General features: G+C 64.6%; 17 protein-coding genes. 5 read left to right on the forward strand and 12 right to left on the reverse strand.

The features are described from left to right. Window positions 1–53 precede the first annotated feature (53 nt). Window positions 54–515 (forward strand): DUF2147 domain-containing protein, encoded by a 462-nt coding sequence (locus SB786_RS06405; RefSeq protein ID WP_410726781.1) that lies wholly within the window; start codon window positions 54–56, stop codon window positions 513–515. Window positions 516–614: 99 nt separating this feature from the next. Here SB786_RS06405 and SB786_RS06410 read toward each other — a convergent pair whose 3' ends face one another. The 6 genes from SB786_RS06410 to typA form a co-directional block, all read right to left on the reverse strand. Then, the gene (locus SB786_RS06410; protein ID WP_410726782.1) at window positions 615–1,025 is read right to left on the reverse strand and encodes a transposase; all 411 of its coding nucleotides are present in this window, start codon (window positions 1,023–1,025) and stop codon (window positions 615–617) included. A gap of 144 nt (window positions 1,026–1,169) precedes the next feature. After that, window positions 1,170–2,267 (reverse strand): cell division protein ZapE, encoded by a 1,098-nt coding sequence (zapE, locus tag SB786_RS06415; protein WP_410726783.1) that lies wholly within the window; start codon window positions 2,265–2,267, stop codon window positions 1,170–1,172. A 98-nt stretch (window positions 2,268–2,365) separates the two neighbouring features. Next, a complete protein-coding gene (gene lpdA, locus SB786_RS06420; RefSeq protein WP_410726785.1) occupies window positions 2,366–3,796 on the reverse strand; it encodes a dihydrolipoyl dehydrogenase in 1,431 nt (476 codons plus the stop codon). 81 nt (window positions 3,797–3,877) lie between these two features. After that, a complete protein-coding gene (odhB, locus tag SB786_RS06425) occupies window positions 3,878–5,155 on the reverse strand; it encodes a 2-oxoglutarate dehydrogenase complex dihydrolipoyllysine-residue succinyltransferase (RefSeq protein ID WP_410726786.1) in 1,278 nt (425 codons plus the stop codon). Between the two features lie 135 nt (window positions 5,156–5,290). Continuing rightward, window positions 5,291–8,155, reverse strand: coding sequence for a 2-oxoglutarate dehydrogenase E1 component (locus tag SB786_RS06430; RefSeq protein ID WP_410726787.1), 2,865 nt, complete (start codon window positions 8,153–8,155; stop codon window positions 5,291–5,293). A 317-nt stretch (window positions 8,156–8,472) separates the two neighbouring features. Next, the gene (gene typA / locus SB786_RS06435) at window positions 8,473–10,299 is read right to left on the reverse strand and encodes a translational GTPase TypA (RefSeq protein WP_006757635.1); all 1,827 of its coding nucleotides are present in this window, start codon (window positions 10,297–10,299) and stop codon (window positions 8,473–8,475) included. 332 nt (window positions 10,300–10,631) lie between these two features. Between typA and SB786_RS06440 the strand changes: the two genes are divergently transcribed. The 4 genes from SB786_RS06440 to SB786_RS06455 all read left to right on the forward strand — a co-directional run bounded on the left by SB786_RS06440 (window position 10,632) and on the right by SB786_RS06455 (window position 15,565). After that, on the forward strand, window positions 10,632–11,126 hold the full coding sequence (locus SB786_RS06440; RefSeq protein WP_410726788.1) for a MarR family winged helix-turn-helix transcriptional regulator: 495 nt from the start codon (window positions 10,632–10,634) through the stop codon (window positions 11,124–11,126). An 84-nt stretch (window positions 11,127–11,210) separates the two neighbouring features. Then, a complete protein-coding gene (locus tag SB786_RS06445) occupies window positions 11,211–12,707 on the forward strand; it encodes an efflux transporter outer membrane subunit (RefSeq protein ID WP_410726789.1) in 1,497 nt (498 codons plus the stop codon). Between the two features lie 52 nt (window positions 12,708–12,759). Then, a complete protein-coding gene (locus SB786_RS06450; RefSeq protein WP_410726790.1) occupies window positions 12,760–13,977 on the forward strand; it encodes an EmrA/EmrK family multidrug efflux transporter periplasmic adaptor subunit in 1,218 nt (405 codons plus the stop codon). 28 nt (window positions 13,978–14,005) lie between these two features. Beyond that, complete coding sequence (locus tag SB786_RS06455; protein ID WP_410726791.1) at window positions 14,006–15,565, forward strand: DHA2 family efflux MFS transporter permease subunit; 1,560 nt, start codon at window positions 14,006–14,008, stop codon at window positions 15,563–15,565. Window positions 15,566–15,661: 96 nt separating this feature from the next. On the opposite strand, the gene truB is transcribed toward SB786_RS06455, so the two are convergent. The 6 genes from truB to rluB all read right to left on the reverse strand — a co-directional run bounded on the left by truB (window position 15,662) and on the right by rluB (window position 24,198). Continuing rightward, window positions 15,662–16,594 carry a tRNA pseudouridine(55) synthase TruB gene (gene truB / locus SB786_RS06460; protein WP_410726792.1) on the reverse strand — a complete coding sequence of 311 codons (933 nt, stop codon included), beginning with the start codon at window positions 16,592–16,594 and terminating at the stop codon, window positions 15,662–15,664. A gap of 13 nt (window positions 16,595–16,607) precedes the next feature. Then, window positions 16,608–17,006: a 30S ribosome-binding factor RbfA gene (gene rbfA, locus SB786_RS06465; RefSeq protein ID WP_006752288.1), complete on the reverse strand. Its 399-nt coding sequence runs from the start codon at window positions 17,004–17,006 to the stop codon at window positions 16,608–16,610. 114 nt (window positions 17,007–17,120) lie between these two features. Beyond that, a complete protein-coding gene (gene infB / locus SB786_RS06470) occupies window positions 17,121–20,039 on the reverse strand; it encodes a translation initiation factor IF-2 (protein ID WP_410726793.1) in 2,919 nt (972 codons plus the stop codon). 91 nt (window positions 20,040–20,130) lie between these two features. Further along, the gene (gene nusA, locus SB786_RS06475) at window positions 20,131–21,606 is read right to left on the reverse strand and encodes a transcription termination factor NusA (protein WP_006757628.1); all 1,476 of its coding nucleotides are present in this window, start codon (window positions 21,604–21,606) and stop codon (window positions 20,131–20,133) included. After that, window positions 21,606–22,064, reverse strand: a complete 459-nt coding sequence (gene rimP / locus SB786_RS06480; RefSeq protein ID WP_006752291.1) for a ribosome maturation factor RimP — start codon at window positions 22,062–22,064, stop codon at window positions 21,606–21,608. Before rimP ends, nusA begins: the two co-directional genes overlap by 1 nt. A 415-nt stretch (window positions 22,065–22,479) precedes the next feature. Continuing rightward, a complete protein-coding gene (rluB, locus tag SB786_RS06485; RefSeq protein ID WP_410726794.1) occupies window positions 22,480–24,198 on the reverse strand; it encodes a 23S rRNA pseudouridine(2605) synthase RluB in 1,719 nt (572 codons plus the stop codon). Window positions 24,199–24,241: the final 43 nt, after the last annotated feature.

Here is a 24,241-nt window from a genome sequence, read left to right on the forward strand (position 1 = left end):
TGCAGGCGGTCGTGCGGGCGAATCGAACGCGACATGAAACAAGGAGGAAGACAATGATTCGACTGACCCACCCGTTGCGCGCACTGGCCGTCGCAAGCGCACTGCTCGCTTGCGCCGCCCCCAGCTATGCCCAGGCCGCCAACCCCGTCGGCATGTGGCAGACGATCGACGACAACACGCATCAGCCGAAGGCACTCGTGCAGATCGCCGAGGACGGCGACGGTATGCTGTCCGGCAAGGTCGTCAAGGGCCTCGGCGCCAACGACACGCCCGATCGCCGCTGCACCGCATGCACGGACGAGCGCAAGGATCAGCTCATCAAAGGCATGACGATCATCAAGGCGATGAAGAAGGACGGCGACCACTGGGACGGCGGCAACATTCTCGACCCCGAAAACGGCAAGGTCTACAAGTGCAAGATGTCGCTGGAAGACGGCGGCCAGAAGCTCGTCGTGCGCGGCTACATCGGCGTATCGCTGCTCGGCCGGTCGCAGACCTGGGTTCGCGCACAATAACGCGACGCGCGTCGATACGCGCGACGCAATGAAAAATCGGCCTGCGACGTAGTCAGGCCGATTTTGTTTTGGTGCGTGCGTGAATGGAACCGAGCGACATCACGCTGCGTGCTTCAGCGTATCCGGCGCATAGCTGCCCGGTGCACGATACGCCGGCGCCGCGGCATCCCGCGCCTCTGCCGCCTTCGATTGCGTGTGCTTGCGCATCCGCGTGGACAGTTCGTTGCACAGATTCACGCCTGCGTCGCCATACAGTTCGCGCATCACCTGCATCAACGTGCCGGCCTCGTGCCAGACCTTGAAGCGGCGATGGCATGTCTGGTACGAAGGGTAACGACGCGGCATCGCGGACCACGTCGCGCCGCTATAGATGACCCATAGAACGCCGTTCAGGACGGCGCGCGTGTTGGCCAACGGCCGGCCGCGCAACTCGGTGCGCGGCTGCATTTCAGGCAGAAGCGGCACGACGGAGTGCCACTCGTGGTCGGTCAGATCGCGATACGGTGTCATGGATATCTCCAGCCTTAGGAACCATGACACAACGATATCGGCCGACTTCAACGATGAATATAAGACAAGTCCGAAAATACCCGGGGATCTCAATAATTTGACCGGAATTGACGTTTAAAGCCTGTCATTTGTCGAAAACTACGATCAGGTCAGCGAAGTATCGATGATGCGACGCGGCGTTTCAATGTATTCCTTCGACTGCATCTCGACGATCCGCGACACGGTGCGCGCGAACTCGTTCGCCATCGGCCCTTCGATGTACAACTGCTCCGCCGGCACTGCCGCCGACATCAGCAGCTTGACCTTGTGGTCGTACAACACATCGATGAGCCACGTGAAGCGCCGCGCCTCGGATGCCATGCGCGGCGACATCTGCGGCACTTCGGACAGCACGATCGCGTGAAAACGGCTGGCCAGCTCGAGATAGTCGTTCTGCGAACGCGGGCCGCCGCAGAGCGTCGCGAAATCGAACCAGACGACCCCATCGGCCTTGCGCAACGCCTTCAGCTCGCGCTTCTCGATATGCAGGATCGGGCTTTCGTCGGGCACCGCGGCGAGCTTCGCGAATGCATGACGCAGTTCGCGATCGGCGTCCGCGCCGAGCGGCGTGTGGTACATCCGCACCTGCGCGAGCGTGCGCTGGCGATAGTCGACGCCCGCGTCGACGTTCAGCACGTCGAGCTTTTCCTTGATCAGCGCGATCGCCGGCAGCATGCGGTCGCGATGCAGGCCGTCGGGATACAGATCGTCGGGATCGTAGTTGGACGTCATCACGAACTGCACGCCGTTGTTGAACAGGCGATCGAGCAGCCGGTACAGGATCATCGCGTCCGCGATGTCCGATACGTGGAATTCGTCGAAGCAGATCAACCGGTAGCGCTTCGCGATGCGTCGCGCGAGTTCGTCGAGCGGATCGGCCTGCCCTTTCAGCTCCTCGAGTTCGCGGTGCACTTCACGCATGAATTCGTGGAAGTGCAGGCGCGTCTTGCGCTGCACGGGCACCACCGCGAAGAAGCTGTCCATCAGGAAGCTCTTGCCGCGGCCGACGCCGCCCCACATGTAGACACCACGCGGCAGGTCCGGATGATTGATAAGCTTCTTGAACGCGTTCGAGCGACGCGCCTTGTAGTCGACCCACTCGTCGAAGCAGTGCTGCAGGCGGTCGACGGCCGCGCGCTGGGCGGGATCGGACTGATAGCCGCGCGTGGTCAATTCGCGCGTGTAGTATTCGGTGACGTTCATCGGGCAAACCGGAAAAACGAAGGCGAGCGGGAAACTCCCGCCCGCCTTCGTCATGAGGCGGCTGCGCCGGCCAAGGGCCGGCCGCCGCTATACCGCGCTCAGCTGTTCAGCGAGCGCTTGTCGACGGCGAGCGCCGCTTCGCGCATCACTTCCGACATCGACGGGTGCGGATGGCAGATGCGTGCGATGTCTTCCGACGCCGCCTTGAACTCCATCGCCACCACGGCTTCGGCGATCAGGTCCGACGCGTTCGCACCGATCACGTGCACGCCGAGCAGTTCGTCGGTCTTCGCGTCCGCGATCATCTTCACGAAACCGTCCGGCGCGTTCATGCCGAGCGCGCGACCGTTGATCGAGAACGGGAACTTGCCCGACTTGATCTCGCGGCCTTCGGCCTTCAGCTGCTGCTCCGTCTTGCCGACCCATGCGATTTCCGGGTACGTGTAGATCACCCACGGAATGCAGTTGTAGTCGATGTGCGGCTTCTGGCCGTCGATCACTTCCGCGACCAGCACGCCTTCGTCTTCCGCCTTGTGCGCGAGCATCGGGCCGCGCACCACGTCGCCGATCGCGTAGACGTTCGGCACGGCCGTACGGCAGTGGTCGTCCACGTCGATGAAGCCGCGCTCGTTCGCCTTCAGGCCGATTGCCTCGAGGCCGAGGTTGTCGGTGTTCGGCACGCGGCCGACCGACACGATCAGGCGGTCGGCGTCGAGCGTCTGCGCGTTGCCGTCCTTGTCCGTGTAAGTGATCGACACGCCGTTCGCGGTCGTCTTCACGTCACCGATCTTCACGCCGAGATGGATGTCGAGGCCCTGCTTCTTGAACAGCTTGGCCGCTTCCTTCGCGAGCGCTTCGTCGGCCGCGCCGAGGAACGCCGGCAGCGCTTCGAGCACGGTCACTTCGGCACCCAGGCGACGCCACACCGAGCCGAGCTCGAGGCCGATCACGCCTGCGCCGATCACGGCGAGCTTCTTCGGCACCGACTCGAACGTCAGCGCACCTTCGTTGTCCGACACGATCTTGTTGTCGACCGGGACGTTCGGCAGGTGACGCGCCTTCGAGCCCGTCGCGATGATCACGTTCTTCGCGGTGACGACTTCGGTTTCACCTTCGCCGCTCACTTCGATCTGCACGCCGGCGTCGGTCTTGCCGGTGAACTTGCCATGGCCCTTCAGCCAGGTGATCTTGTTCTTCTTGAACAGGAACTCGATCCCGCTCGTCATCTTCTCGACGATCGCGTCCTTGCGGCCGAGCATCTTCGCGACGTCGATCTTCACGCCGTCGACCGTGATGCCGTGGTCGGCCAGGTGATGCGAAGTGTTCTCGAACTCTTCCGACGACGCGAGCAGCGCCTTCGATGGAATGCAGCCGACGTTCAGGCAGGTGCCGCCGAGCTTCAGCGCGCCGGCCGGGTTCTTCCACTTCTCGATACAGGCAACGGTCTTGCCGAGCTGCGCGGCGCGAATCGCGGCGATGTAGCCACCGGGGCCGGCGCCGATCACGACGACGTCAAATTCCTTGGACATGACAATCCTTTCTACTTGTACGTCCGCACGCTCGCGCGTTGGCGCGAGCGTGCGGAGCGGGTCAATGCAGTGAGACTCGGCTTACAGATCGAGCAGCAGGCGTGCCGGATCTTCCAGCGCGTCCTTCATTGCGACGAGCGACAGCACGGCTTCGCGGCCGTCGATGATCCGGTGGTCGTACGACAGCGCCAGGTAGTTGATCGGACGGATCACGATCTGGCCGTTTTCGACAACCGGGCGCTCCTTCGTCGCGTGCACGCCGAGGATGGCCGACTGCGGCGGGTTGATGATCGGGGTCGACAGCATCGAGCCGAACACGCCGCCGTTCGAGATCGAGAACGTACCGCCCGTCATTTCCTCGATCGACAGCTTGCCGTCCTTCGCCTTCTGACCGAATTCGGCAATCTTCTTCTCGATCTCGGCGAGGCTCAGTTGATCCGCATTGCGCAGGATCGGCACGACCAGGCCACGCGGCGAACCGACCGCGATACCGATGTCGAAGTAGCCGTGATAGACGATGTCGTTACCGTCGATCGACGCGTTCACCAGCGGGAACTTCTTAAGCGCGTGCACGGCCGCCTTCACGAAGAACGACATGAAGCCGAGCTTCACGCCATGTTCCTTCTCGAACTTGTCCTTGTACTTGTTACGCAGTTCCATGACCGGAGCCATGTTCACTTCGTTGAACGTCGTCAGGATCGCGTTGGTCTGCTGCGACTCGAGCAGGCGCTCGGCGATACGCGCACGCAGGCGCGACATCGGCACGCGCTGTTCCGGACGGTCGTTCAGCCACGTCGCTGCCGACGCCGGCACCTTCACTTCCGGCAGCGCCGGCTTCGCAGCGGCGGTCTTCGCCGGTGCGGCAGCCGGAGCAGCCTTCGGTGCGCTGCCTGCGGCCAGCGCGTCGCCCTTCGTGACGCGGCCGTCGCGGCCCGAACCTGCGACGTCGCCTGCCGACAGGCCCTTCTCGGCCAGCAGCTTCGACGCGGCCGGCGATGCGGCAGCCGAGCTCGATGCGACAGCGGCAGCCGGCTGGGCTGCCGGTGCGGCTGCAGCCGGTGCCGCGGCCGGCTTCACTTCGGCGGCGCCTGCCGCTGCTTCGGCAGCACCTGCCTTCGCTTCGGTGTCGATCGTCGCGATAATCTGTTCGGCAACGACCGTGTCACCGTCGTTCTGCAGCACTTGCGCGAGCACGCCCGCGGCCGGCGCCGGCACTTCGAGCACGACCTTGTCGGTCTCGAGTTCGATCAGGATTTCGTCCTGCGCGACTGCTTCGCCCGGCTTCTTCTTCCACTGCAGCATGGTGGCTTCCGAAACCGACTCCGAAAGCTGGGGGACTTTGACTTCTACGATAGCCATGTGATTTTCCTGGATGCTTAATCTGGGTAATGACGAGGTTCGTGCGATTCCTTCGGCCGGTGCGGCGCGCGACGCGCACGGCGGGCCAAAAGAGACGGGAAAGCGCAGCGCGCCTTCCCGTTTCGCTTCCGTCGGTTATTTCGCGATCGATGCGCTCTTCAGGCGGCCGAACGCACCTTCGATCAGTGCCTTCTGCTGCTCGTAGTGCTTCGCGTAGTAGCCAACCGCCGGCGAGGCCGAAGCCGGACGGCCGCTGTATGCCAGCTTCTGCCCTTCCTTCATGCCTTCCTTCAGGTGGTGCTCGACGTAGAACCAGGGGCCCTGGTTCTGCGGCTCGTCCTGCACCCAGACCACTTCAGTCGCGTTCTCGTACTTCTTCATTTCGGCTTCGAACTGCTTGTGCGCGAACGGATACAGCTGCTCGATACGGATGATCGCGACGTCGTTCGCCTTCGCTTCGCGGCGATGTGCGACGAGGTCGTAATACACGCGGCCCGAGCATGCCAGCACGCGCTTGACCTTCTTCGCGTCGATGCCGCCGTCGGTTTCGCCCAGCACCGGCTGGAACGAACCCTTCGCGAGTTCCGACAGATCCGACACCGCTTCCTTGTGGCGCAGCAGCGACTTCGGCGTTGCGACGATCAGCGGCTTGCGGAACAGACGGATCATCTGGCGACGCAGCAGGTGGAAAATCTGCGCCGGCGTCGTCGGCTGAACGACCTGCATGTTGTGATCGGCGCACAGTTGCAGGAAACGCTCGATACGCGTCGACGAGTGTTCCGGACCCTGGCCTTCGTAGCCGTGCGGCAGCAGCATCGTCAGACCCGACACGCGGCCCCACTTCACTTCACCCGACGAAATGAACTGGTCGATCACGACCTGCGCGCCGTTGACGAAGTCGCCGAACTGGGCTTCCCACAGCACGAGCGTGTTCGGCTCGGCGGTCGAGTAACCGTATTCGAAGCCCAGCACCGCTTCTTCCGACAGCACCGAGTCGATCACCGTGAACTTCGCCTGACCTTCGGCGATGTTCTGCAGCGGCACGTACGTGCCGTCGTTCCAGCGCTCGCGGTTCTGGTCGTGCAGCACCGCGTGACGGTGCGTGAACGTACCGCGGCCCGAGTCCTGGCCCGTCAGGCGCACCGAGTAGCCCGATGCGACGAGCGACGCGAATGCGAGGTGTTCGCCCATGCCCCAGTCGAGCGGCTGGTCGCCGCGCGCCATGTTGCGGCGGTCGTTGATCACGCGCTCGACGAGCGGATGAACCTTGAAGTTTTCCGGGACAGTCGTGATGCGTTCGCCGAGGCGCTTCAGTTCGGCGAGCGGCACGGCCGTATCGGCTGCGTCCGTCCACTTGCGGTTCAGGAACGGAACCCAGTCGACCGCGTACTTGCTCTTGTAGTTCGACAGGACCGGATCGACGGTGTGGTGGCCGTCGTCCATCGCCTTGCGGTACGCCTTCACGTAGTTGTCGGCGTCTTCCGCGGCGATCACGCCCTGCTGCACGAGCTTCTCGGCGTACAGCGCACGGGTGCCCGGGTGCTGCGCGATCTTCTTGTACATCAGCGGCTGCGTGACGGCCGGCGTGTCCTGCTCGTTGTGACCCAGCTTGCGGAAGCAGACGATGTCGATCACGACATCCTTGTGGAACTGCATCCGGTAGTCGATCGCGATCTGGATCGCGAGCACGACGGCTTCCGGATCATCGCCGTTCACGTGCAGCACCGGCGCCTCGATCATCTTGACCACGTCGGTACAGTACAGCGTCGAGCGCGCGTCGCGCGGGTCGGACGTCGTGAAGCCGATCTGGTTGTTGATGACGATGTGCAGCGTGCCGTGCGTGCCGTAACCGCGCGTCTGCGCGAGGTTCAGCGTTTCCATCACGACGCCCTGGCCGGCGAAGGCCGCGTCGCCGTGGATCTGCACCGGCAGCACCTGCAGGCCGTCTTCGTCGCCGCGGCGGTCCATCCGCGCCTTCGCGGAACCTTCGACCACCGGGTTCACGATTTCGAGGTGCGACGGGTTGAACGCGAGCGACAGGTGGACCGGGCCGCCTTCCGTCGACACGTCCGACGAGAAGCCCTTGTGATACTTCACGTCGCCGGCCGGCAGATCGTCGACGTGCTTGCCTTCGAATTCGGCGAACAGGTCGGCCGGCATCTTGCCCAGCGTGTTGACCAGCACGTTCAGACGGCCGCGGTGCGCCATGCCGATGATGATTTCCTGCACGCCGCTCTTGCCTGCGTGCTGGACGACTTCGTCCATCGCCGCGATGAAGCTTTCGCCGCCTTCGAGCGAGAAGCGCTTCTGGCCGACGTACTTGGTGTGCAGATAGCGCTCGAGGCCTTCCGCTGCCGTCAGGCGATTCAGGATGTGCTTCTTCTTGTCGATCGAGAAGGCCGGCGTCGCGCGGGTCGATTCCAGGCGCTCCTGCCACCAGCGCTTCTGCTCCGGATCGCTGATGTACATGTACTCGGCGCCGATCGTGCCGCAGTACGTGTCACGCAGGCCCTTGACGATGTCGCGCAGCGAAGCCTGGTCGAAACCGAAGTACAGGTTGCTTGCGCTGTACGTCTGGTCGAGGTCGCCTTCGGAGAAGTCGTAGAACGCGGGTTCGAGTTCGGGGATGGCGGGACGTTCGCGACGCTTCAGCGGATCCAGATTGGCCCATTGCGAGCCGAGGAAGCGATATGCGCTGATGAGCGACTGGACGTGGACCTGCTTGCGCGCGGTCGCCAGATTGCTGGTGCTTTCGCGCGGGATGAAGGCATTGGCCTTCGCACGCTCGGCAAACGATTCGACGATCGGAAAATGAGCGACGTCATTGGCAGTCGAGCCGTCCGTTGCGGGCACGTTCTGCAGCGCGTCGAAATACTCTCGCCAGTTCTCCGGCACCGATGCCGGATTGTTGAGGTATGCATCGTACAGTTCTTCAACGTACGAAGCATTGCCGCCGAACAGATAGGAGTTCAGCTGAAACTGCTTCATTACATCTGACATTTTACGCTCACCTTTCTTCGAGCTTCTCGAGAAATAGCGGGTTACTCAACCTTCCGCGACACGGCCTGACCGTTTAGCGGATTGCGAATCAAGTCTTGCTTGGAAGGACCTAAAACTTGCGTGCGCGCAGCATATCACAGAACCGATACCGAAGCTCACGACGGAATGCGCCGAAAGCACCGTACGACGGGGTTTTGCCGGATTGCCACGACGCTTGGGAACAGTGTTTTGCAACCGCCCCGGTTGCGCCGCGCGCGAATGCAAAAATGGCCGCCCGAAGGCAGCCATTTTTCGTCATGCACGGGAACGATCGATGCTTAGTCGACCGCGCCTTCGCGGCTCGCGCGGCGACGCTCGTGCTCCTTCAGGAAGCGCTTGCGCAGGCGGATCGACTGCGGCGTCACTTCGACGAGCTCGTCGTCGTCGATGAATTCGACCGCGTATTCGAGCGACATCTGGACCGGCGGCACCAGACGCACGGCTTCGTCGGTACCCGACGCACGCACGTTGGTCAGCTGCTTGCCCTTGATCGGGTTCACGACGAGGTCGTTGTCGCGGCTGTGGATGCCGATGATCATGCCCTCATACAGCGCGTCGCCCGGCTTCACGAACATGCGGCCGCGATCCTGCAGCTTCCACAGTGCGTATGCCACTGCCGCGCCGTCGTCCTGCGAGATCAGCACGCCGTTGCGGCGCTCGAACACCGAGCCGTCCTTGACCGGTGCGTACGAGTCGAAGATGTGGCTCATCAGGCCCGTGCCGCGCGTGAGCGTCAGGAATTCGCTCTGGAAGCCGATCAGGCCACGCGCCGAGATCTTGTATTCCAGACGCGTGCGGCCGCGGCCGTCCGACGCCATGTCGAGCATTTCGCCCTTGCGGCGGCCGAGCTCTTCCATCACGCCGCCCTGGTGCTCGTCCTCGACGTCGACGGTCAGCAGCTCGTACGGCTCGTGGCGCACGCCGTCGATTTCCTGCATCACGACGCGCGGACGCGACACGGCCAGCTCATAGCCTTCACGGCGCATGTTTTCGACGAGAATCGTCAGGTGCAGCTCGCCGCGACCCGAGACTTCGAACACCGTTTCGTCGCCCGTGTCCTTCACGCGCAGCGCGACGTTGTGGTTCAGCTCCTTCATCAGGCGATCGCGAATCTGGCGGCTCGTCACGAACTTGCCTTCGCGGCCGGCCAGCGGCGACGAGTTGACGAGGAAGTTCATCGTCAGCGTCGGCTCGTCGACGGTGATCATCGGCAGCGCTTCCGGCGTATCCACCGCGCAGATCGTCGCGCCGATGCCGACATCTTCAATACCGTTGATCAGCACGATGTCGCCCGCTTCGGCCGAGTCGACCTGAACGCGCTCGAGGCCCGTGAACGACAGCACCTGGTTGATCTTGCGGTTCAGCACATCGCCTTCCGGGCCGAAGCGCATCACGACCGGCTGGCCCGGCTTGATGCGGCCGCGCGTAATGCGGCCGACACCGATCCGGCCGACGTACGTCGAATAGTCGAGCGACGTGATCTGCAGCTGCAGCGGCGCGTCCGGATCGGCCGGACGGACCGGCACGTGCTCGAGGATCGCCTCGAACAGCGGGCGCATGTCGCCTTCGCGCGCGGCCGGGTCGAGCGACGCATAGCCGTTCAGGCCCGATGCGTAGACGATCGGGAAGTCGAGTTGCTCCTCCGTCGCGCCAAGCTTGTCGAACAGGTCGAAGGTCTGATTGATGACCCAGTCGATCCGCGCACCCGGACGATCGATCTTGTTGACGACAACGATCGGCTTCAGGCCGAGCGCGAGCGCCTTCTTCGTGACGAAGCGGGTCTGCGGCATCGGCCCTTCGACCGCGTCGACGAGCAGCAGCACCGAGTCGACCATCGACAGCACGCGCTCCACCTCGCCGCCGAAGTCCGCGTGCCCCGGCGTGTCGACGATGTTGATGTGCGTGCCTTCGTATTCGACCGCGCAGTTCTTCGCGAGAATCGTGATCCCGCGCTCTTTTTCGATGTCGTTCGAGTCCATCACCCGTTCGGCAATCTGCTGGTTCTCGCGGAAGGTGCCGGACTGGCGGAGCAGTTGGTCGACGAGCGTGGTCTTGCCGTGGTCGACGTGGGCGATGATGGCGATATTGCGAAGGGCGCGGGTCATAGAAACCTGGAAATCGTTGAACGCGCAAACGCGCACGCTCGTCAGTCCCTGGGACACGTGCGCGCGCGTTGCAGCTTGGAAACCACAAATTATAGCACGTGAGCGTGGCTGGAGCTGGAGTGTTCGTTGCAGCGCAACAAACGCCCCACTCCGCCATCATCCAGATCGAGGCACCCAACGGACAAACCGGCCGCCGACACGCGGAAGACCCTGACGCCAACAAGGGGATTCGGGGGCACGAAGCGCACCCTCGCCCCTTCGATTAACATTTGCCGCGGCAAGCAATTATACCTATACTACTGCCTAGTCAACTATTGCAGCCTCAGGGTTTTATGTCGGATTCTCCTTCCCAATCGCCGGTTTCGCCGCTGTCCTCGTATCAAATCAACGACAGCGTCGGTTATCTGATGTCGCGCGTGAAATCGGTGATGACCAACCTCGTCACGCAGCGCACGCAGGAAGAGCTCGGCATCACGGGCACGCAGGCGAGCATGCTGTTCATGATCGCGGTCGGCAAGTGCTCGACGGCCGCCGAGCTCGCGCGGGAATACGGGATCGACGCAAGCGCGGTCACGCGCCTGCTCGATCGCGTCGAGAAACGCGGCCTGCTGTCCCGCGTGCGCAGCATCGAGGATCGGCGGGTCGTGCGGCTCGAGTTGACCGACGAAGGCCGCGCGCTGGCCGAGCGGTTGCCGCCGGTATTCCGCAGCGTGCTAGACGAGCTGCTGGGCGGATTTACGCCGGAAGAAGTCGGGTTCCTCAAGAGCATGCTGCGCCGCATTCTCAGCAACTATTGCGAGAACGCCGGCGGTAGCGCCCAGCAATAGTTGCCATAACAATTACTTTTGACAGATTAATGTAAGGAAATCCTTGCAGTGTCCATCATTCATTCCGAGTCAGGGAACAGCGCGATGAAATCCTCCCCGTTGTCCGTGCGCGCCGGGTCGTGCCGCGCCGCCGTCACCGCCGCGGTTGCCGCGCTGGCGCTGGCGGGCTGCGCAAACTACATCGGCATCAAGAGCGACAAACAGATCGCTCCCGCGTCGCAATTCGACACCACCCAGAGCCTGCCGGCCCAGGGCGGCCAATGGCCGGCGCTCGACTGGGCAAACCAGTTCGGCGATCCACAGTTGCCGAAGCTGATCGACGAGGCGCTCCAGGGCAACCCGTCGATCGCACAGGCGCAGGCGCGCATCGCGAAAGCATCGTCGTACATCGAATCGTCGCGCTCGAACCTGATGCCGAAGGCCGAAGCCAGCTACTCGTGGACACGCGAGCTGTATTCGTCGAACGCGCTGTTCCCGCCCCCGTACGGCGGCCAGTGGTACAGCGAGAACAACGCGCTCGCGAGCGCGTCGTGGGATCTCGACCTGTGGGGCAAGAATCGCGAGCGCCTGCACACGGCCGTGTCGCAGGAAAAGGCCGCCGAAGCCGACATGCAGCAGGCGCGGATCACGCTCGCGGCGTCGGTCGCCCGCACCTACAACTCGCTCGCGCAACTGTATGCGCTGCGCGACATCGCGCAACGCGAGATCACCAACCGCCAGACGGTCGGCAATATCACCGACGGCCGCGTGTCGGCCGGCCTCGACACCAATGTGGAACGCCAGACCGCGCGCGGCAATATCGCGACGACCCAGGCGTCGCTGTCCGACCTCGACGGCCAGATCACGACCGTGCGCTACCAGCTCGCAGCGCTCCTCGGCAAGGGTCCGGACCGCGGGCTGCAAATCGCCGCGCCGGTGATGAGCCCGGCCGGCGACGTCGCGCTGCCCGGCAACCTGCCGGCCGACCTCGTGTCGCGCCGCCCCGACATCGTCGCCGCGCGCTGGCAGGTCGAGGCCGCGATGCACGACGTGAAGGAAGCGAAGGCCGAATTCTTCCCGGACGTGAACCTCGCGGCCGGCTTCGGCTTCGATGCGTTCGGCTGGGGCAAATTCCTGAATTTCGCGAGCCGCCAGGCGCAGTTCGGCCCGGCCATCCACCTGCCGATCTTCGATGCCGGCGCGTTGCGCGCGCAGCTCAAGGGCCGCTATGCGGACTTCGACCTGTCGGTCGCGAACTACAACCAGACGCTGATCAACGCGCTGAACGACGTCGCGACACAGGTCGCGTCGATCCGCGCGGTCGATCGCCAGATGGACGACGCGCAGCGTGCGCTCGACGCGTCGACGCGTGCGTACGATCTCGCCGTGATCCGCTACAAGGCCGGCCTGTCGCCCCAGCTCCAGGTGCTGAATGCGGACAGCAACCGCCTCGCATCGGAACAGACGGTGACCAACCTGAAGATGCGCCGGCGCGACATGCAGCTCGCGCTGATCAAGGCGCTCGGCGGCGGGTTCGACGCGACCGGCACGCGGCTCGCCGCGCCCGACGCCGACAAGCCGACGAAACAGGCCGCCAACTGATTCGGCGCCACCACTACGCAGACACTCGAAATAACGGACGGAGAAAATCGCCATGAGCGACCCTCAACAAAACGCCGCCAGCGCACAGCCGCAGAACAACGGGAAGCGCAAACGGATGATGACGCTGCTGATCGTGGTCATCGTGATCGCGGCCATCGCGTACGGCCTGTACTACTTCCTCGTCGCGCGCTTCCATGAAGAGACCGACGACGCATACGTGAACGGCAACGTCGTGCAGATCACGCCGCAGATCACCGGTACCGTGATCGCCGTGAAGGCCGACGATACGCAAACGGTCAAGGCCGGCGACCCGCTCGTCGTGCTCGATCCGGCCGACTCGCAGGTCGCGCTGCAGCAGGCCGAGGCCAACCTCGCGCAGACGGTGCGCCAGGTGCGCGGCCTGTTCGTCAACGATGACCAGTACCGTGCGCAAGTCGCGCTGCGCCAGTCCGATTTGTCGAAGGCGCAGGACGACCTGCGCCGCCGCGTGGCCGTCGCGCAGACGGGCGCCGTATCACAGGAAGAAATCTCCCACGCCCGCGACGCGGTGCGCGCCGCCCAGGCGTCGGTCGACGCGGCGCAACAGCAGCTCGCATCGAATCGCGCGCTGACCGCGAACACGACGATCGCATCGCACCCGAACGTGATGGCTGCCGCGGCGAAGGTTCGCGACGCGTACCTCGCGAACGCGCGTAACGTGCTGCCCGCGCCGGTCACCGGCTATGTCGCGAAGCGCTCGGTGCAGGTCGGCCAGCGCGTGTCGCCGGGCAACCCGCTGATGTCGGTCGTGCCGCTGAATGCGGTGTGGGTCGACGCGAACTTCAAGGAAGTCCAGCTCAAGCACATGCGCATCGGCCAGCCGGTCGAGCTGACGGCCGACATCTACGGCTCGTCGGCGGTCTACCACGGCAAGGTCGTCGGCTTCTCGGCCGGGACGGGTTCGGCGTTCTCGCTGCTGCCGGCGCAGAACGCGACGGGCAACTGGATCAAGGTCGTGCAGCGCCTGCCGGTGCGTATCGAGATCGATCCGAAGGAGCTCGAGAAGCATCCGCTGCGCATCGGCCTGTCGATGCAGGTCGACGTCAACATCAAGGACGAGCGCGGCGACCAGCTCGCCAACGCGCAGAACACCGTCTACGAGACCAACGTGTTCGCGAAGTACGGCGATGAAGCCGACGCCGAGATCGCCCGCATCATCGCCGAGAACGCCGGCGGCAACGCGCCGGCACCGGCCGCGGCGAAGTCGAGCGGCGCCGCCAAGATGATGTAACGACTCCGACTCCGGAAAAACTACCGACATGGCACAGGCTCCAGTCTCCCACCCGCCCCTGCAGGGCGGGCAACTCGTGCTCGGGACGATCGCGGTATCGCTCGCGGTGTTCATGAACGTGCTCGACACGTCCATCGCGAACGTCGCGATCCCGACCATCTCGGGCGACCTCGGCGTATCGTCCGACCAGGGTACGTGGGTCATCACGTCGTTCGCGGTCGCGAACGCGATTTCCGTGCCGCTGACGGGCTGGCTGACCGATCGCTTCGGACAGGTTCGCCTGTTCCTCGCGTCGATCATCCTGTTCGTCATCTCGTCGTGGATGTGCGGCCTGGCGCCCACCCTGCCGTTCCTGCTGGCGTCGCGCGTGCTCCAGGGTGCGGTCGCGGGGCCGATGATTCCGCTGTCGCAATCGCTGCTGCTGTCGAGCTACCCGCGCGCGAAGGCGCCGATGGCGCTCGCGCTGTGGTCGATGACGACGCTGATCGCACCGGTCGCGGGCCCGATCCTCGGTGGCTGGATCTCGGACAACTATTCGTGGCCGTGGATCTTCTACGTGAACATCCCGGTCGGCATCGCCGCCGCGCTGGCCACGTGGTCGATCTATCGCACGCGCGAATCCACGGTGCGCCGCGCGCCGATCGATGGCGTCGGCCTCGCGCTGCTCGTGCTTTGGGTCGGTTCGCTGCAGGTCATGCTCGACAAGGGCAAGGATCTCGACTGGTTCGCGTCGACGACGATCATCGCGCTCGCGCTGATCGCGGTCATCTCGTTCGCGTTCTTCGTGATCTGGGAGCTGACTGCCGAACATCCGGTCGTCGACCTGTCGCTGTTCCGCATGCGCAATTTCACGGGCGGCACGATCTCGCTCGCGGTCGGCTACGGGCTCTACTTCGGCAACCTCGTGCTGCTGCCGCTGTGGCTGCAGACCCAGATTGGCTACACGGCCACCGATGCGGGCCTCGTGATGGCGCCCGTGGGGCTGTTCGCGATCCTGCTGTCGCCGCTGACCGGCAAGTTTCTGCCGCGCACGGACCCGCGCTACATCGCGACCGCTGCGTTCCTGACGTTCGCACTGTGCTTCTGGATGCGCTCGCGCTACACGACCGGCGTCGACCAGTGGTCACTGACGCTGCCGACGCTCGTGCAAGGCATCGCGATGGCGGGCTTCTTCATCCCGCTCGTATCGATCACGCTGTCCGGCCTGCCCGGCCATCGCATTCCTGCGGCATCGGGCCTGTCGAACTTCGTTCGGATCATGTGCGGCGGCATCGGCACGTCGATCTTCCAGACCGCGTGGGATCACCGGAACAACTTCCACCACGCGCAACTGGTCGAGCAGGCCAACCCGTACAACCCGACGTTCAACCAGGCCGTCACGCAGATGGGCAGCCTCGGGCTGACGCAGAATCAGGCGCACGGCCTCATCAACAACATGGCCACGCAGCAGGCCGCGCAACTGGGCGTGAACGATCTGTTCTATATCTCGGCGGTGATCTTCGTGCTGCTGATCGGACTGATCTGGATCACGAAGCCCGAACGCGCGGGCGGCGGCGATGCGGGTGCGGCGGCGTCGGCTGCGCACTGAGCACCGCGCCCGAACGAGCGCGCCAAACAAAAATAGCCCGGTCGGAGTCGACCGGGCTATTTTTTCATTCCAACGGCGGCGCTTGCGCGCCGTGCATCATGCAGCCGTCACGACAAGGCGTTCGGGTGCGAGCACGCCATTGGCCTTGCGAGCCACGCCGAGCAGCCGTGCCGCATCGTACACGCGCACACGCTCGCCCTCCGCCGCATCGATCGGATCGAGCGCCGACAGCGGCAAGCGCTGACCATGCAGGAACCGCTTCGCGCCGGCTTCGTCGAGCCGCACCAGCGGAAACGTCGACAACAGCACGTCGACGGGCTGAAGCCACGCATCGCGCGCCGCTTCGTCCGCATCGGACAGCGCGTCGAGCGTCACCGCATGCTCGAGCGTCAGCGCACCGACACCCGTGCGACGCAACATTGTCAGATGCGCGCCGCAACCGAGCGCTTCGCCGATATCTTCGGCCAGCGTACGCACATACGTGCCCTTGCTGCAGGTCACGCGAAACGTCACGTCCGGCAGCTCGCAGGCCAGCAGGTCGAGTGCATGAATCGTCACGTTGCGGCCTTCCCGTTCGACGGTCTGGCCCGCGCGCGCATATTCGTACAGCGGCTTGCCGTCGCGCTTGAGCGCCGAATACATCGGCGGCACCTGCACGATCTCGCCGGTAAAGCGCACGAGTGCGGCTTCCACCGCCGCGCGGTCGCATTCGACGGCGCGTGTGTCGAGCACGTCGCCTTCCGCATCGCCGGTGGTCGTGCGTACGCCCAGACGCATCGTCGCTTCGTAGGTCTTGTCCGCTTCCAGCAAGTCCTGCGAGAACTTCGTCGCCTCGCCGAAGCACAACGGCAACAGGCCCGAGGCCAGCGGATCGAGCGTGCCGGTGTGCCCGGCTTTCTTCGCGAGAAGCAGGCGCTTCGCGCGAATCAGGGCGTCGTTGCTGGACAGGCCGACCGGCTTGTCGAGCAGGAGAACGCCGTCCAGCGCGCGCCGAGGCACGCGCGGACGCTGGGGGGCTGCATTCGTCATAGGGCGCGCGCGCTCAATCGTCCTTCGCGGGCGCGTCGGCTTCGTCGTCGTCCTTCGCGCGCGTCGAGTTGGCCTCCTTGATCAGGCGCGACATTTCCACGGCCTTCTCGATCGTTTGATCGTAATGGAAATGCAGCGTCGGCACCGTATGAATGTGCAGGCGCTTGAACAGCAGGTTGTGAAGGTGACCCGATGCGTGGTTCAGCGCTTCCTGCGTCTTGTCTGGATCACCGGTGAGCGCCGTGAAATATATCTTCGCGTGCGCGTAGTCCGGCGTGAGCTCCACGCTCTGGATGGTCACGATACCGATGCGCGGGTCTTTGACCTCGCGCATGATGAGTTCGGACAGATCGCGCTGAATCTGGTCAGCGATCTGAACGTTGCGATTGGGGGAAGTACGTTTCCTGGACATGATCGATCCCTGATTCGTTTATCAGGATAAAGGGGCCGCCTTCTGGCGCGCCGCCATGAAAATGGGCGGGACAGGCCCACAAGCCTGCCCCGCCCACGAGCCGATACGCGACGATTACAGCGTACGCGCGACTTCGGTCACTTCGAAGACTTCGAACTGGTCGCCTTCGATGACGTCGTTGAAGTTCTTCACCGACATACCGCACTCGAAGCCTTGCTTCACTTCCTTCACGTCGTCCTTGAAGCGCTTCAGCGATTCGAGTTCGCCCGTGAAGATCACGACGTTGTTGCGCAGTACGCGCACCGACGACGAGCGCTTGACGATACCGTCCGTGACCATACAACCGGCGACCGTGCCGATCTTCGGCACCTTGAACACCTGGCGCACTTCGACCATACCGGTGATGACTTCGCGCTTCTCCGGCGCCAGCATGCCCGACATCGCCGCCTTCACCTCATCCACTGCGTCGTAGATGATGTTGTAGTAGCGGATGTCGATACCGTTCGCTTCGGCCAGCTTGCGCGCCTGTGCATCCGCACGCGTGTTGAAGCCGATGATGACCGCCTTCGATGCCGTCGCGAGGTTGACGTCGTTTTCGCTGATGCCACCCACCGCGCTGTGCACGATCTGCACGCGCACTTCGTCGGTCGACAGCTTGAGCAGCGACTGCACGAGCGCTTCCTGCGAGCCCTGCACGTCCGCCTTGATGATGAGCGGCAGGTTCTGCACTTCGCCTTCGCCCATCTGCTCGAGCATGCTTTCCAGCTTCGCGGCCTGCTGCTTCGCCAACTTGACGTCGCGGAACTTGCCCTGGCGGAACAGCGCGATTTCGCGCGCCTTGCGCTCGTCCGGCAGCACGATCACTTCCTCACCGGCACCCGGCACTTCCGACAGACCCTGGATTTCGACCGGGATCGACGGGCCGGCTTCCTTCGTCGGCTTGCCGTTCTCGTCGAGCATCGCACGCACGCGGCCATAAGCCGAGCCTGCGAGCACGACGTCGCCGCGGTTCAGCGTACCCGACTGGACCAGGATCGTCGCGACCGGGCCCTTGCCCTTGTCCAGCTTCGCTTCGATCACGATGCCCTTGGCCGGCGCCTCGATCGGTGCCTTCAGTTCCAGCACTTCGGCCTGCAGCAGCACGTTCTCGAGCAGGTCGTCGATACCGACGCCCGTCTTGGCCGACACCGGCACGAACGGCGAATCGCCACCGTATTCTTCCGGCACGACGCCTTCAGCGACCAGTTCCTGCTTGACGCGGTCCAGGTTCGCTTCCGGCTTGTCGATCTTGTTGATCGCCACGACGATCGGCACCCCACCCGCCTTAGCGTGAGCGATGGCTTCCTTCGTCTGCGGCATCACGCCGTCGTCGGCAGCGACCACCAGCACCACGATATCGGTGGCCTTCGCGCCGCGTGCACGCATTGCCGTGAACGCCTCGTGACCCGGCGTATCGAGGAACGTGATGACGCCGCGCGGCGTTTCGACGTGGTATGCGCCGATGTGCTGCGTAATGCCGCCCGCTTCGCCGGCTGCAACCTTCGCACGACGGATGTGGTCGAGCAGCGAGGTCTTGCCGTGGTCGACGTGGCCCATCACGGTGACGACCGGCGGACGCGGCAGCTGCTCCGCATCGGTGGTGGTCTCGCCTTCGACCAGCAGCGCTTCCGGATCGTCCAGCTTCGCGGCAACCGCGCGGTGACCCAGTTCCTCGACGACGATCATCGCCGTTTCCTGGTCCAGCACCTGGTTGATCGTGACCATCTGGCCCATCTTCATCATCACCTTGATGACTTCCGAGGCCTTGATCGACATCTTGTGCGCCAGATCGGCAACGGAGACGGTTTCCGGCACGTGCACTTCACGCACGATCGGTTCGGTCGGTGCCTGGAACGTCGATGCGCTGTCTTGGTGACGGCCGCGACCCTTCGGGCCGCCGCGCCAGCCGCGGTCGACGCCGCCGCTCGAATCGCCGCGCGTCTTGATGCCGCGGCGCTTGGCTGCGTCGTCCTGCCAGCCGCCCTTGCCGCCACCCGGCTTCTTGTTGCGGTCGCCCGCACCTGCCGGTGCCTGCGTCGTCGCCGGCGCTGCGCCGGCCGGCTTCTTCACGGCCGGACGTGCCGCGCCTGCGCCCGCCGGCTTTGCCGGCTTGTGCAGCGTGCCCTTCGCTTCGACCGGCTTCGGCGGTTCCACCGGCTTCGGCGGCTCGACTGCCTTGACCACGGCCTTGCGCGGCGTGTTCATCATTTCGCGGATCGCGCGCGCTTCGGCCTCGGCCGCCTCGCGACGCTTGCGAATCTCTTCCTGCTCGGCGCGCGTCTTGTCCGCCGCCTCGCGGGCGGCGTCCTCGGCCTTCTTCGCCGCTTCGCGCTGGGCCGCACGTTCGGCGGCCGCGCGTGCCTCGTCCTGCGCGGACTGCGCACCGGCCGATTCCTGCTGAGCCTCGGCGGCCTGCTGGGCGGCAACCTGCTGTGCCGCTGCGGCTTCGGCCGCGGCACGCTTCACCACCGCTTCTTCTTCGGCACGACGGCGCTCCGCTTCGGCCGCTTCCTCACGGGCGCGGCGCTCGGCTTCCTCGCGTTCGAGGCGCTCCTGGCGCTCGCGCAGTTCCTGCGCCTGCTTCTCGAGCAGTTCGGCCTCGCGGCGCGCTTCTTCCTCGCGACGCTTCAGTTCCGCATCGTCGTCCGCTTCGGCGACCTGCGCCTGACCCTGCTCCGCACCCTCGGCCACGTCGTCGCGCTTGACGAACGTACGCTTCTTGCGGACCTCGACCTGAATGGTGCGAGCCTTGCCCGTCGCGTCAGATTGCTTGATCTCCGACGTATGCTTGCGGGTCAGCGTGATCTTGCGCTTGTCGCCGTCGGTTGCGCCGTGCGACTTGCGCAAATGATCGAGCAGACGCGCCTTGTCCGCCTCGGACAGCGCATCGTCTTCACTCGCTTTCTGGACGCCCGCTGCCTGCAGCTGTTCGAGCAGCACACCAGCAGGCATTTTCAGTTCCGCGGCAAATTGGGCTACGTTGTTACTCGCCATTCATTCCTCTTAGTGCAAGGACCGATTCCTTGCGGTTAGCATCGGGTCAGGCCATACGGCCGCCATCAAATCAGTGCGCCATGGTCATTTCTCACTGGAACCAATGTTCACGTGCTTTCATGATCAACGCCTTAGCGGCATCCTCTTCCATCCCGGTCATGTCGACCAGTTCATCCACAGCCAACTCGGCGAGATCGTCCCGCGTCTGCATGCCGTGTTCGGCCAGCTTTGCGAGCAACTCCGGCGTGATGCCGTCGAGGCCCTTCAAATCCAGCGCTGCGTTTTCGACCTTTTCTTCGTTCGCGATCGCCATCGTCAACAGTGCGTCGCGTGCGCGGTTGCGCAGCTCGTGCACGGTGTCCTCGTCGAACGCCTCGATTTCGAGCATTTCGTTGAGCGGCACGTAAGCGATCTCTTCGAGGCTCGTGAAGCCTTCGTCGATCAGGATATCGGCAACTTCTTCGTCGACGTCGAGACGTGCCATGAAGAGCGCACGCAGTCGATCGCGCTCTTCACCCTGCTTCAGGGCGGATTCGTCCGGCGTCATGATGTTGATCTGCCAGCCGGTCAATTCGCCGGCGAGGCGAACGTTCTGACCGCTGCGGCCGATCGCGACAGCCAGCTCGTTCTCGTCGACGACGACGTCCATCGAGTGCTTTTCTTCATCGACGACGATCGACTGGACGGCTGCCGGCGCGAGCGCGCCGATCACGAACTGGGCGGGATCCTCGGACCATAGCACGATGTCGATGTTTTCGCCACCAAGCTCGTTGCGCACGGCCTGCACGCGGGAGCCGCGGATGCCGACGCAGGTACCGATCGGATCGATCCGCTTGTCGTAGGCGATCACGCCGATCTTCGCGCGCACGCCCGGATCGCGAGCGGCAGCCTTGATCTCGAGCAGGCCCTGCTCGATTTCCGGCACTTCCATCTCGAACAGCTTCATCAGGAACTCGGGCGCCGTGCGCGAGAGTTCGATCTGCGGGCCGCGCGCGGTGCGGTCGACCTTCGCGATGTACGCACGCACGCGGTCGCCCACGCGCAGGTTTTCCTTCGGAATCAGCTGGTCGCGGCGCAGCAGCGCTTCGACGCGGCCCGATTCGACGATGAAGTTGCCCTTGTCGAGGCGCTTCACCGTGCCCGTCATGATCTTTTCGCCGCGCTCGAGGTAGTCGTTCAGGATCTGCTCGCGCTCGGCATCGCGCACCTTCTGCAGGATCACCTGCTTGGCGGCCTGCGCGCCGATACGGCCGAACTCGATCGACGGCACCGGCTCCTCGACGAATTCGCCGACTTCGACGTCGGGATTCTGCTCACGCGCTTCGAACAGCAGGATCTCGCGATCCGGCTCCTGCAAGCCTGCCTCGTCGGGAACGACGAGCCAGCGACGGAAGGTTTCGTGCTCGCCGCTTTCGCGATCGATATGGACGCGGATTTCGGCGCCTTCGTCGAACAGCTTCTTGGAAGCGGACGCGAGCGCAGCCTCGAGGGCGCCCAGCACCACATCCTTGTCGACGTTTTTCTCGCGCGCCAGCGCATCCACCAGCATCAACACTTCGCGACTCATTATTTGCGGCTCCTAAAGTCAACTTGCGGAATCAGGCGGGCTTTGTCGATGTCTGCCAGCGTGAAATCCAGCATGGCCGCCTCGCCCTTCTTCCCCTCAAATTCCAAACCGATCGTTTCGCCATTCGGCGCGTGCAGAATGCCCCGGTACGTCTTGCGCCCGTCCAGCGGCTTTTTCAAGGTCACGGAAACTTCGCTGCCGGCGAAGCGCTCGAAGTCGGCCAGTTTCTTCAACGGGCGGTCGAGCCCCGGAGACGAGACTTCGAGCCGTTCGTAATCGATGTTTTCGACCGTCAAGACGTGCTGGAGCTGACGCGTGACCTTTTCGCAATCTTCGAGCGAGATGCCGGCAAGCTGATCGATATAGATGCAAAGCATGCCGCGCCCGGTGCGCTCGAGATCCACCAGCTCGTAGCCGAGCCCGGTGACCGTGGTTTCTATCAGTTCCGTCAGTTGCACAGTGTCCTCTCAGGTGTTCGCGCCCGCCGCTCGCGATTACACCCGCGGGCGCGCGCCTTAGCCGGCGCAGGAAGCGCTACCCGAGATGCCTAACCGTTTCAGCAAAAAAAAATGGGCGGAACGCCCATCTTCTTACTGGTGGTCGCACCTGAGCCGCACATTGAATCCGTACGCCCAGCGACTCCGCGATTATAGCGTTTTTTGGCGCAAACGCCAAGCCAGCCGGTAAAAGCAGCGCCCAGCCCGCATTTACCGACCAAAAATGCGAAACCGGACTGTCCGAGCAGGCACAATCCGGCAGCGCGATATATATACAGTCAAAAGCAGGTCGCGCAACGCACGTGCCGACCAAACCGGATTCACGCCGATTTCGCCGGCGCACCGGCGGCGTCACGCCGCCGTCCGCCAGAAACGCTCAGCGACCGCGCGAGCGATTGCGCTGGGGGCGCTGGCCGCCGCGCGCACCACCACCGGCGTTGCCGGCGCCTTCGGCGCGATTGCCGTTCGGGTTGCGATTGCCGCCGCCCTTGCCGCCGCCACGCTTGCCACCCGCGCCGCCTTCACGCTTGGGACCCGCGCCATACGACGCGCGATTGCCGTCGACATCGCGACCGCCACCCGAGCGATTGCCATGGCCCGACGGCGAAACCGGCAGACTGCCGTAGCCACTCAGGCCCGGCAGGCCCGGGCCGCCGCGCCGACCGCCACCGCGACGCGGCTGGTCGAGTTGACCATGCGTGGTCAGCACCGGCTCACGGCTGATGAAGCCCATCGACGTCTGCATCGGATCCGGCTGGCGGCGCTCGGCCGGCCCACTGCCACCGCGCGTGCCCTTTTCCTCGGACGGCGCCTTCAGACCGACGGTCGCCATCAGCTTGCGCACCTGCGCCTCGTCGAGCTCTTCCCAACGACCGCGCTTCAGGCCGCGCGGCAGCGGGATCGGACCGTGGCGCGTACGGATCAGGCGGCTCACCATCAGGCCGGCCGCTTCGAACATACGGCGCACTTCGCGGTTGCGGCCTTCGGCCAGCGCAACGTGATACCAGTGGTTCGTGCCTTCGCCGCCGCCGTCGCGGATGCGCAGGAAGTTCGCCGGGCCGTCATCGAGCTCGACGCCATGCAGCAGCTTCTGCCGCATCCCTTCGGACAGTTCGCCGACGACACGCACCGCATACTCGCGCTCGACGCTGTAGCGCGGATGCATGAAGCGGTTCGCGAGATCGCCCGACGTGGTCAGCATCAGCAGACCTTCGGTGTTGAAGTCGAGGCGGCCCACCGCGAGCCATTTCGCCGTCTTCATCGGCGGCAGGCGATCGAACACCGACGGCCGACCTTCCGGATCCGCATGGCTGACGATCTCGCCCGTCGGCTTGTGGTACAGCAGCACGCGCGGCGGCTTGTTCGGCAGCTTGCGCTTGACCGGCTTGCCGTTGATGCGGACCTGGTCGGTCGGCATGATGCGCTGGCCGATGTGCGCGGGCTCACCGTTCACCGACACGCGGCCGGCGACGATCAGCTCTTCCATTTCGCGGCGCGAGCCCATGCCGGCTTCCGCGAGCACCTTGTGAAGCTTCGGCGCGTCGTCGTCCGGCGACAACACGCGCTTGTTCGTCGGCTGGGTGCGACCGCGGCGCAGCATCGGTGCACGCACGCCGCTGCCGCCCGCGGAGTTGTCCGCGTCGAAGGCCGGCGACGTCACATAGGCGAACAGATCGTCCTGCGACGCTGCATCGCCGTCGGCCTTCGCCGCGCCGCCCTCGGCTTTCGCCGGGCCGCCACGCCGCGACTGGCCGCCTTGTCCGCCCGGTGCACCCTTGGCTGCACCTTCACGCCTGGCGGCCGGCTTGCGGCCGCCCTTGGCCGCGCCTTCCTTGCGCGGTGCGCGTGCGGGCTGCGCTTCGGCGGCCTCGGCGGGCTGCGCGTCTGCGCCTTCGCCGTCCTGCGACTCGCCATCGGCGCCCTTCGACTTGGCCGCCGCGCGGCGACGCGCGATCAGGCTGCGCGGACCGCGCCGCAGGCCGCGGCGGGGACGCTCGTCACCACCCGCGGCCGGAGCGTCCTGCTCCGGCGCATCGTCGGCACGCGCGGCCTGCACGGCAGGCGCGGACGATTCAATATCGTGGATATCTGTCAAAACAACCTCAAAATGTCAGGTCTCGCGCCCGGCGCGGGCGCGG

It is taken from the genome of Burkholderia sp. SIMBA_062 (assembly GCF_046534765.1).
GTDB lineage: Bacteria > Pseudomonadota > Gammaproteobacteria > Burkholderiales > Burkholderiaceae > Burkholderia > Burkholderia ambifaria.

Coding starts and splice junctions, on each gene's coding strand:
- SB786_RS06405 (WP_410726781.1), top strand. CDS start 54: ATGATTCGACTGACCCACCCGTTGCGCGCACTGGCCGTCGCAAGCGCA.
- odhB (WP_410726786.1), bottom strand. CDS start 5,155: ATGGCTATCGTAGAAGTCAAAGTCCCCCAGCTTTCGGAGTCGGTTTCG.
- SB786_RS06430 (WP_410726787.1), bottom strand. CDS start 8,155: ATGTCAGATGTAATGAAGCAGTTTCAGCTGAACTCCTATCTGTTCGGC.
- lpdA (WP_410726785.1), bottom strand. CDS start 3,796: ATGTCCAAGGAATTTGACGTCGTCGTGATCGGCGCCGGCCCCGGTGGC.
- nusA (WP_006757628.1), bottom strand. CDS start 21,606: ATGAGTCGCGAAGTGTTGATGCTGGTGGATGCGCTGGCGCGCGAGAAA.
- SB786_RS06450 (WP_410726790.1), top strand. CDS start 12,760: ATGAGCGACCCTCAACAAAACGCCGCCAGCGCACAGCCGCAGAACAAC.
- SB786_RS06445 (WP_410726789.1), top strand. CDS start 11,211: ATGAAATCCTCCCCGTTGTCCGTGCGCGCCGGGTCGTGCCGCGCCGCC.
- rbfA (WP_006752288.1), bottom strand. CDS start 17,006: ATGTCCAGGAAACGTACTTCCCCCAATCGCAACGTTCAGATCGCTGAC.
- infB (WP_410726793.1), bottom strand. CDS start 20,039: ATGGCGAGTAACAACGTAGCCCAATTTGCCGCGGAACTGAAAATGCCT.
- SB786_RS06410 (WP_410726782.1), bottom strand. CDS start 1,025: ATGACACCGTATCGCGATCTGACCGACCACGAGTGGCACTCCGTCGTG.
- truB (WP_410726792.1), bottom strand. CDS start 16,594: ATGACGAATGCAGCCCCCCAGCGTCCGCGCGTGCCTCGGCGCGCGCTG.
- SB786_RS06440 (WP_410726788.1), top strand. CDS start 10,632: ATGTCGGATTCTCCTTCCCAATCGCCGGTTTCGCCGCTGTCCTCGTAT.
- SB786_RS06455 (WP_410726791.1), top strand. CDS start 14,006: ATGGCACAGGCTCCAGTCTCCCACCCGCCCCTGCAGGGCGGGCAACTC.
- typA (WP_006757635.1), bottom strand. CDS start 10,299: ATGACCCGCGCCCTTCGCAATATCGCCATCATCGCCCACGTCGACCAC.
- zapE (WP_410726783.1), bottom strand. CDS start 2,267: ATGAACGTCACCGAATACTACACGCGCGAATTGACCACGCGCGGCTAT.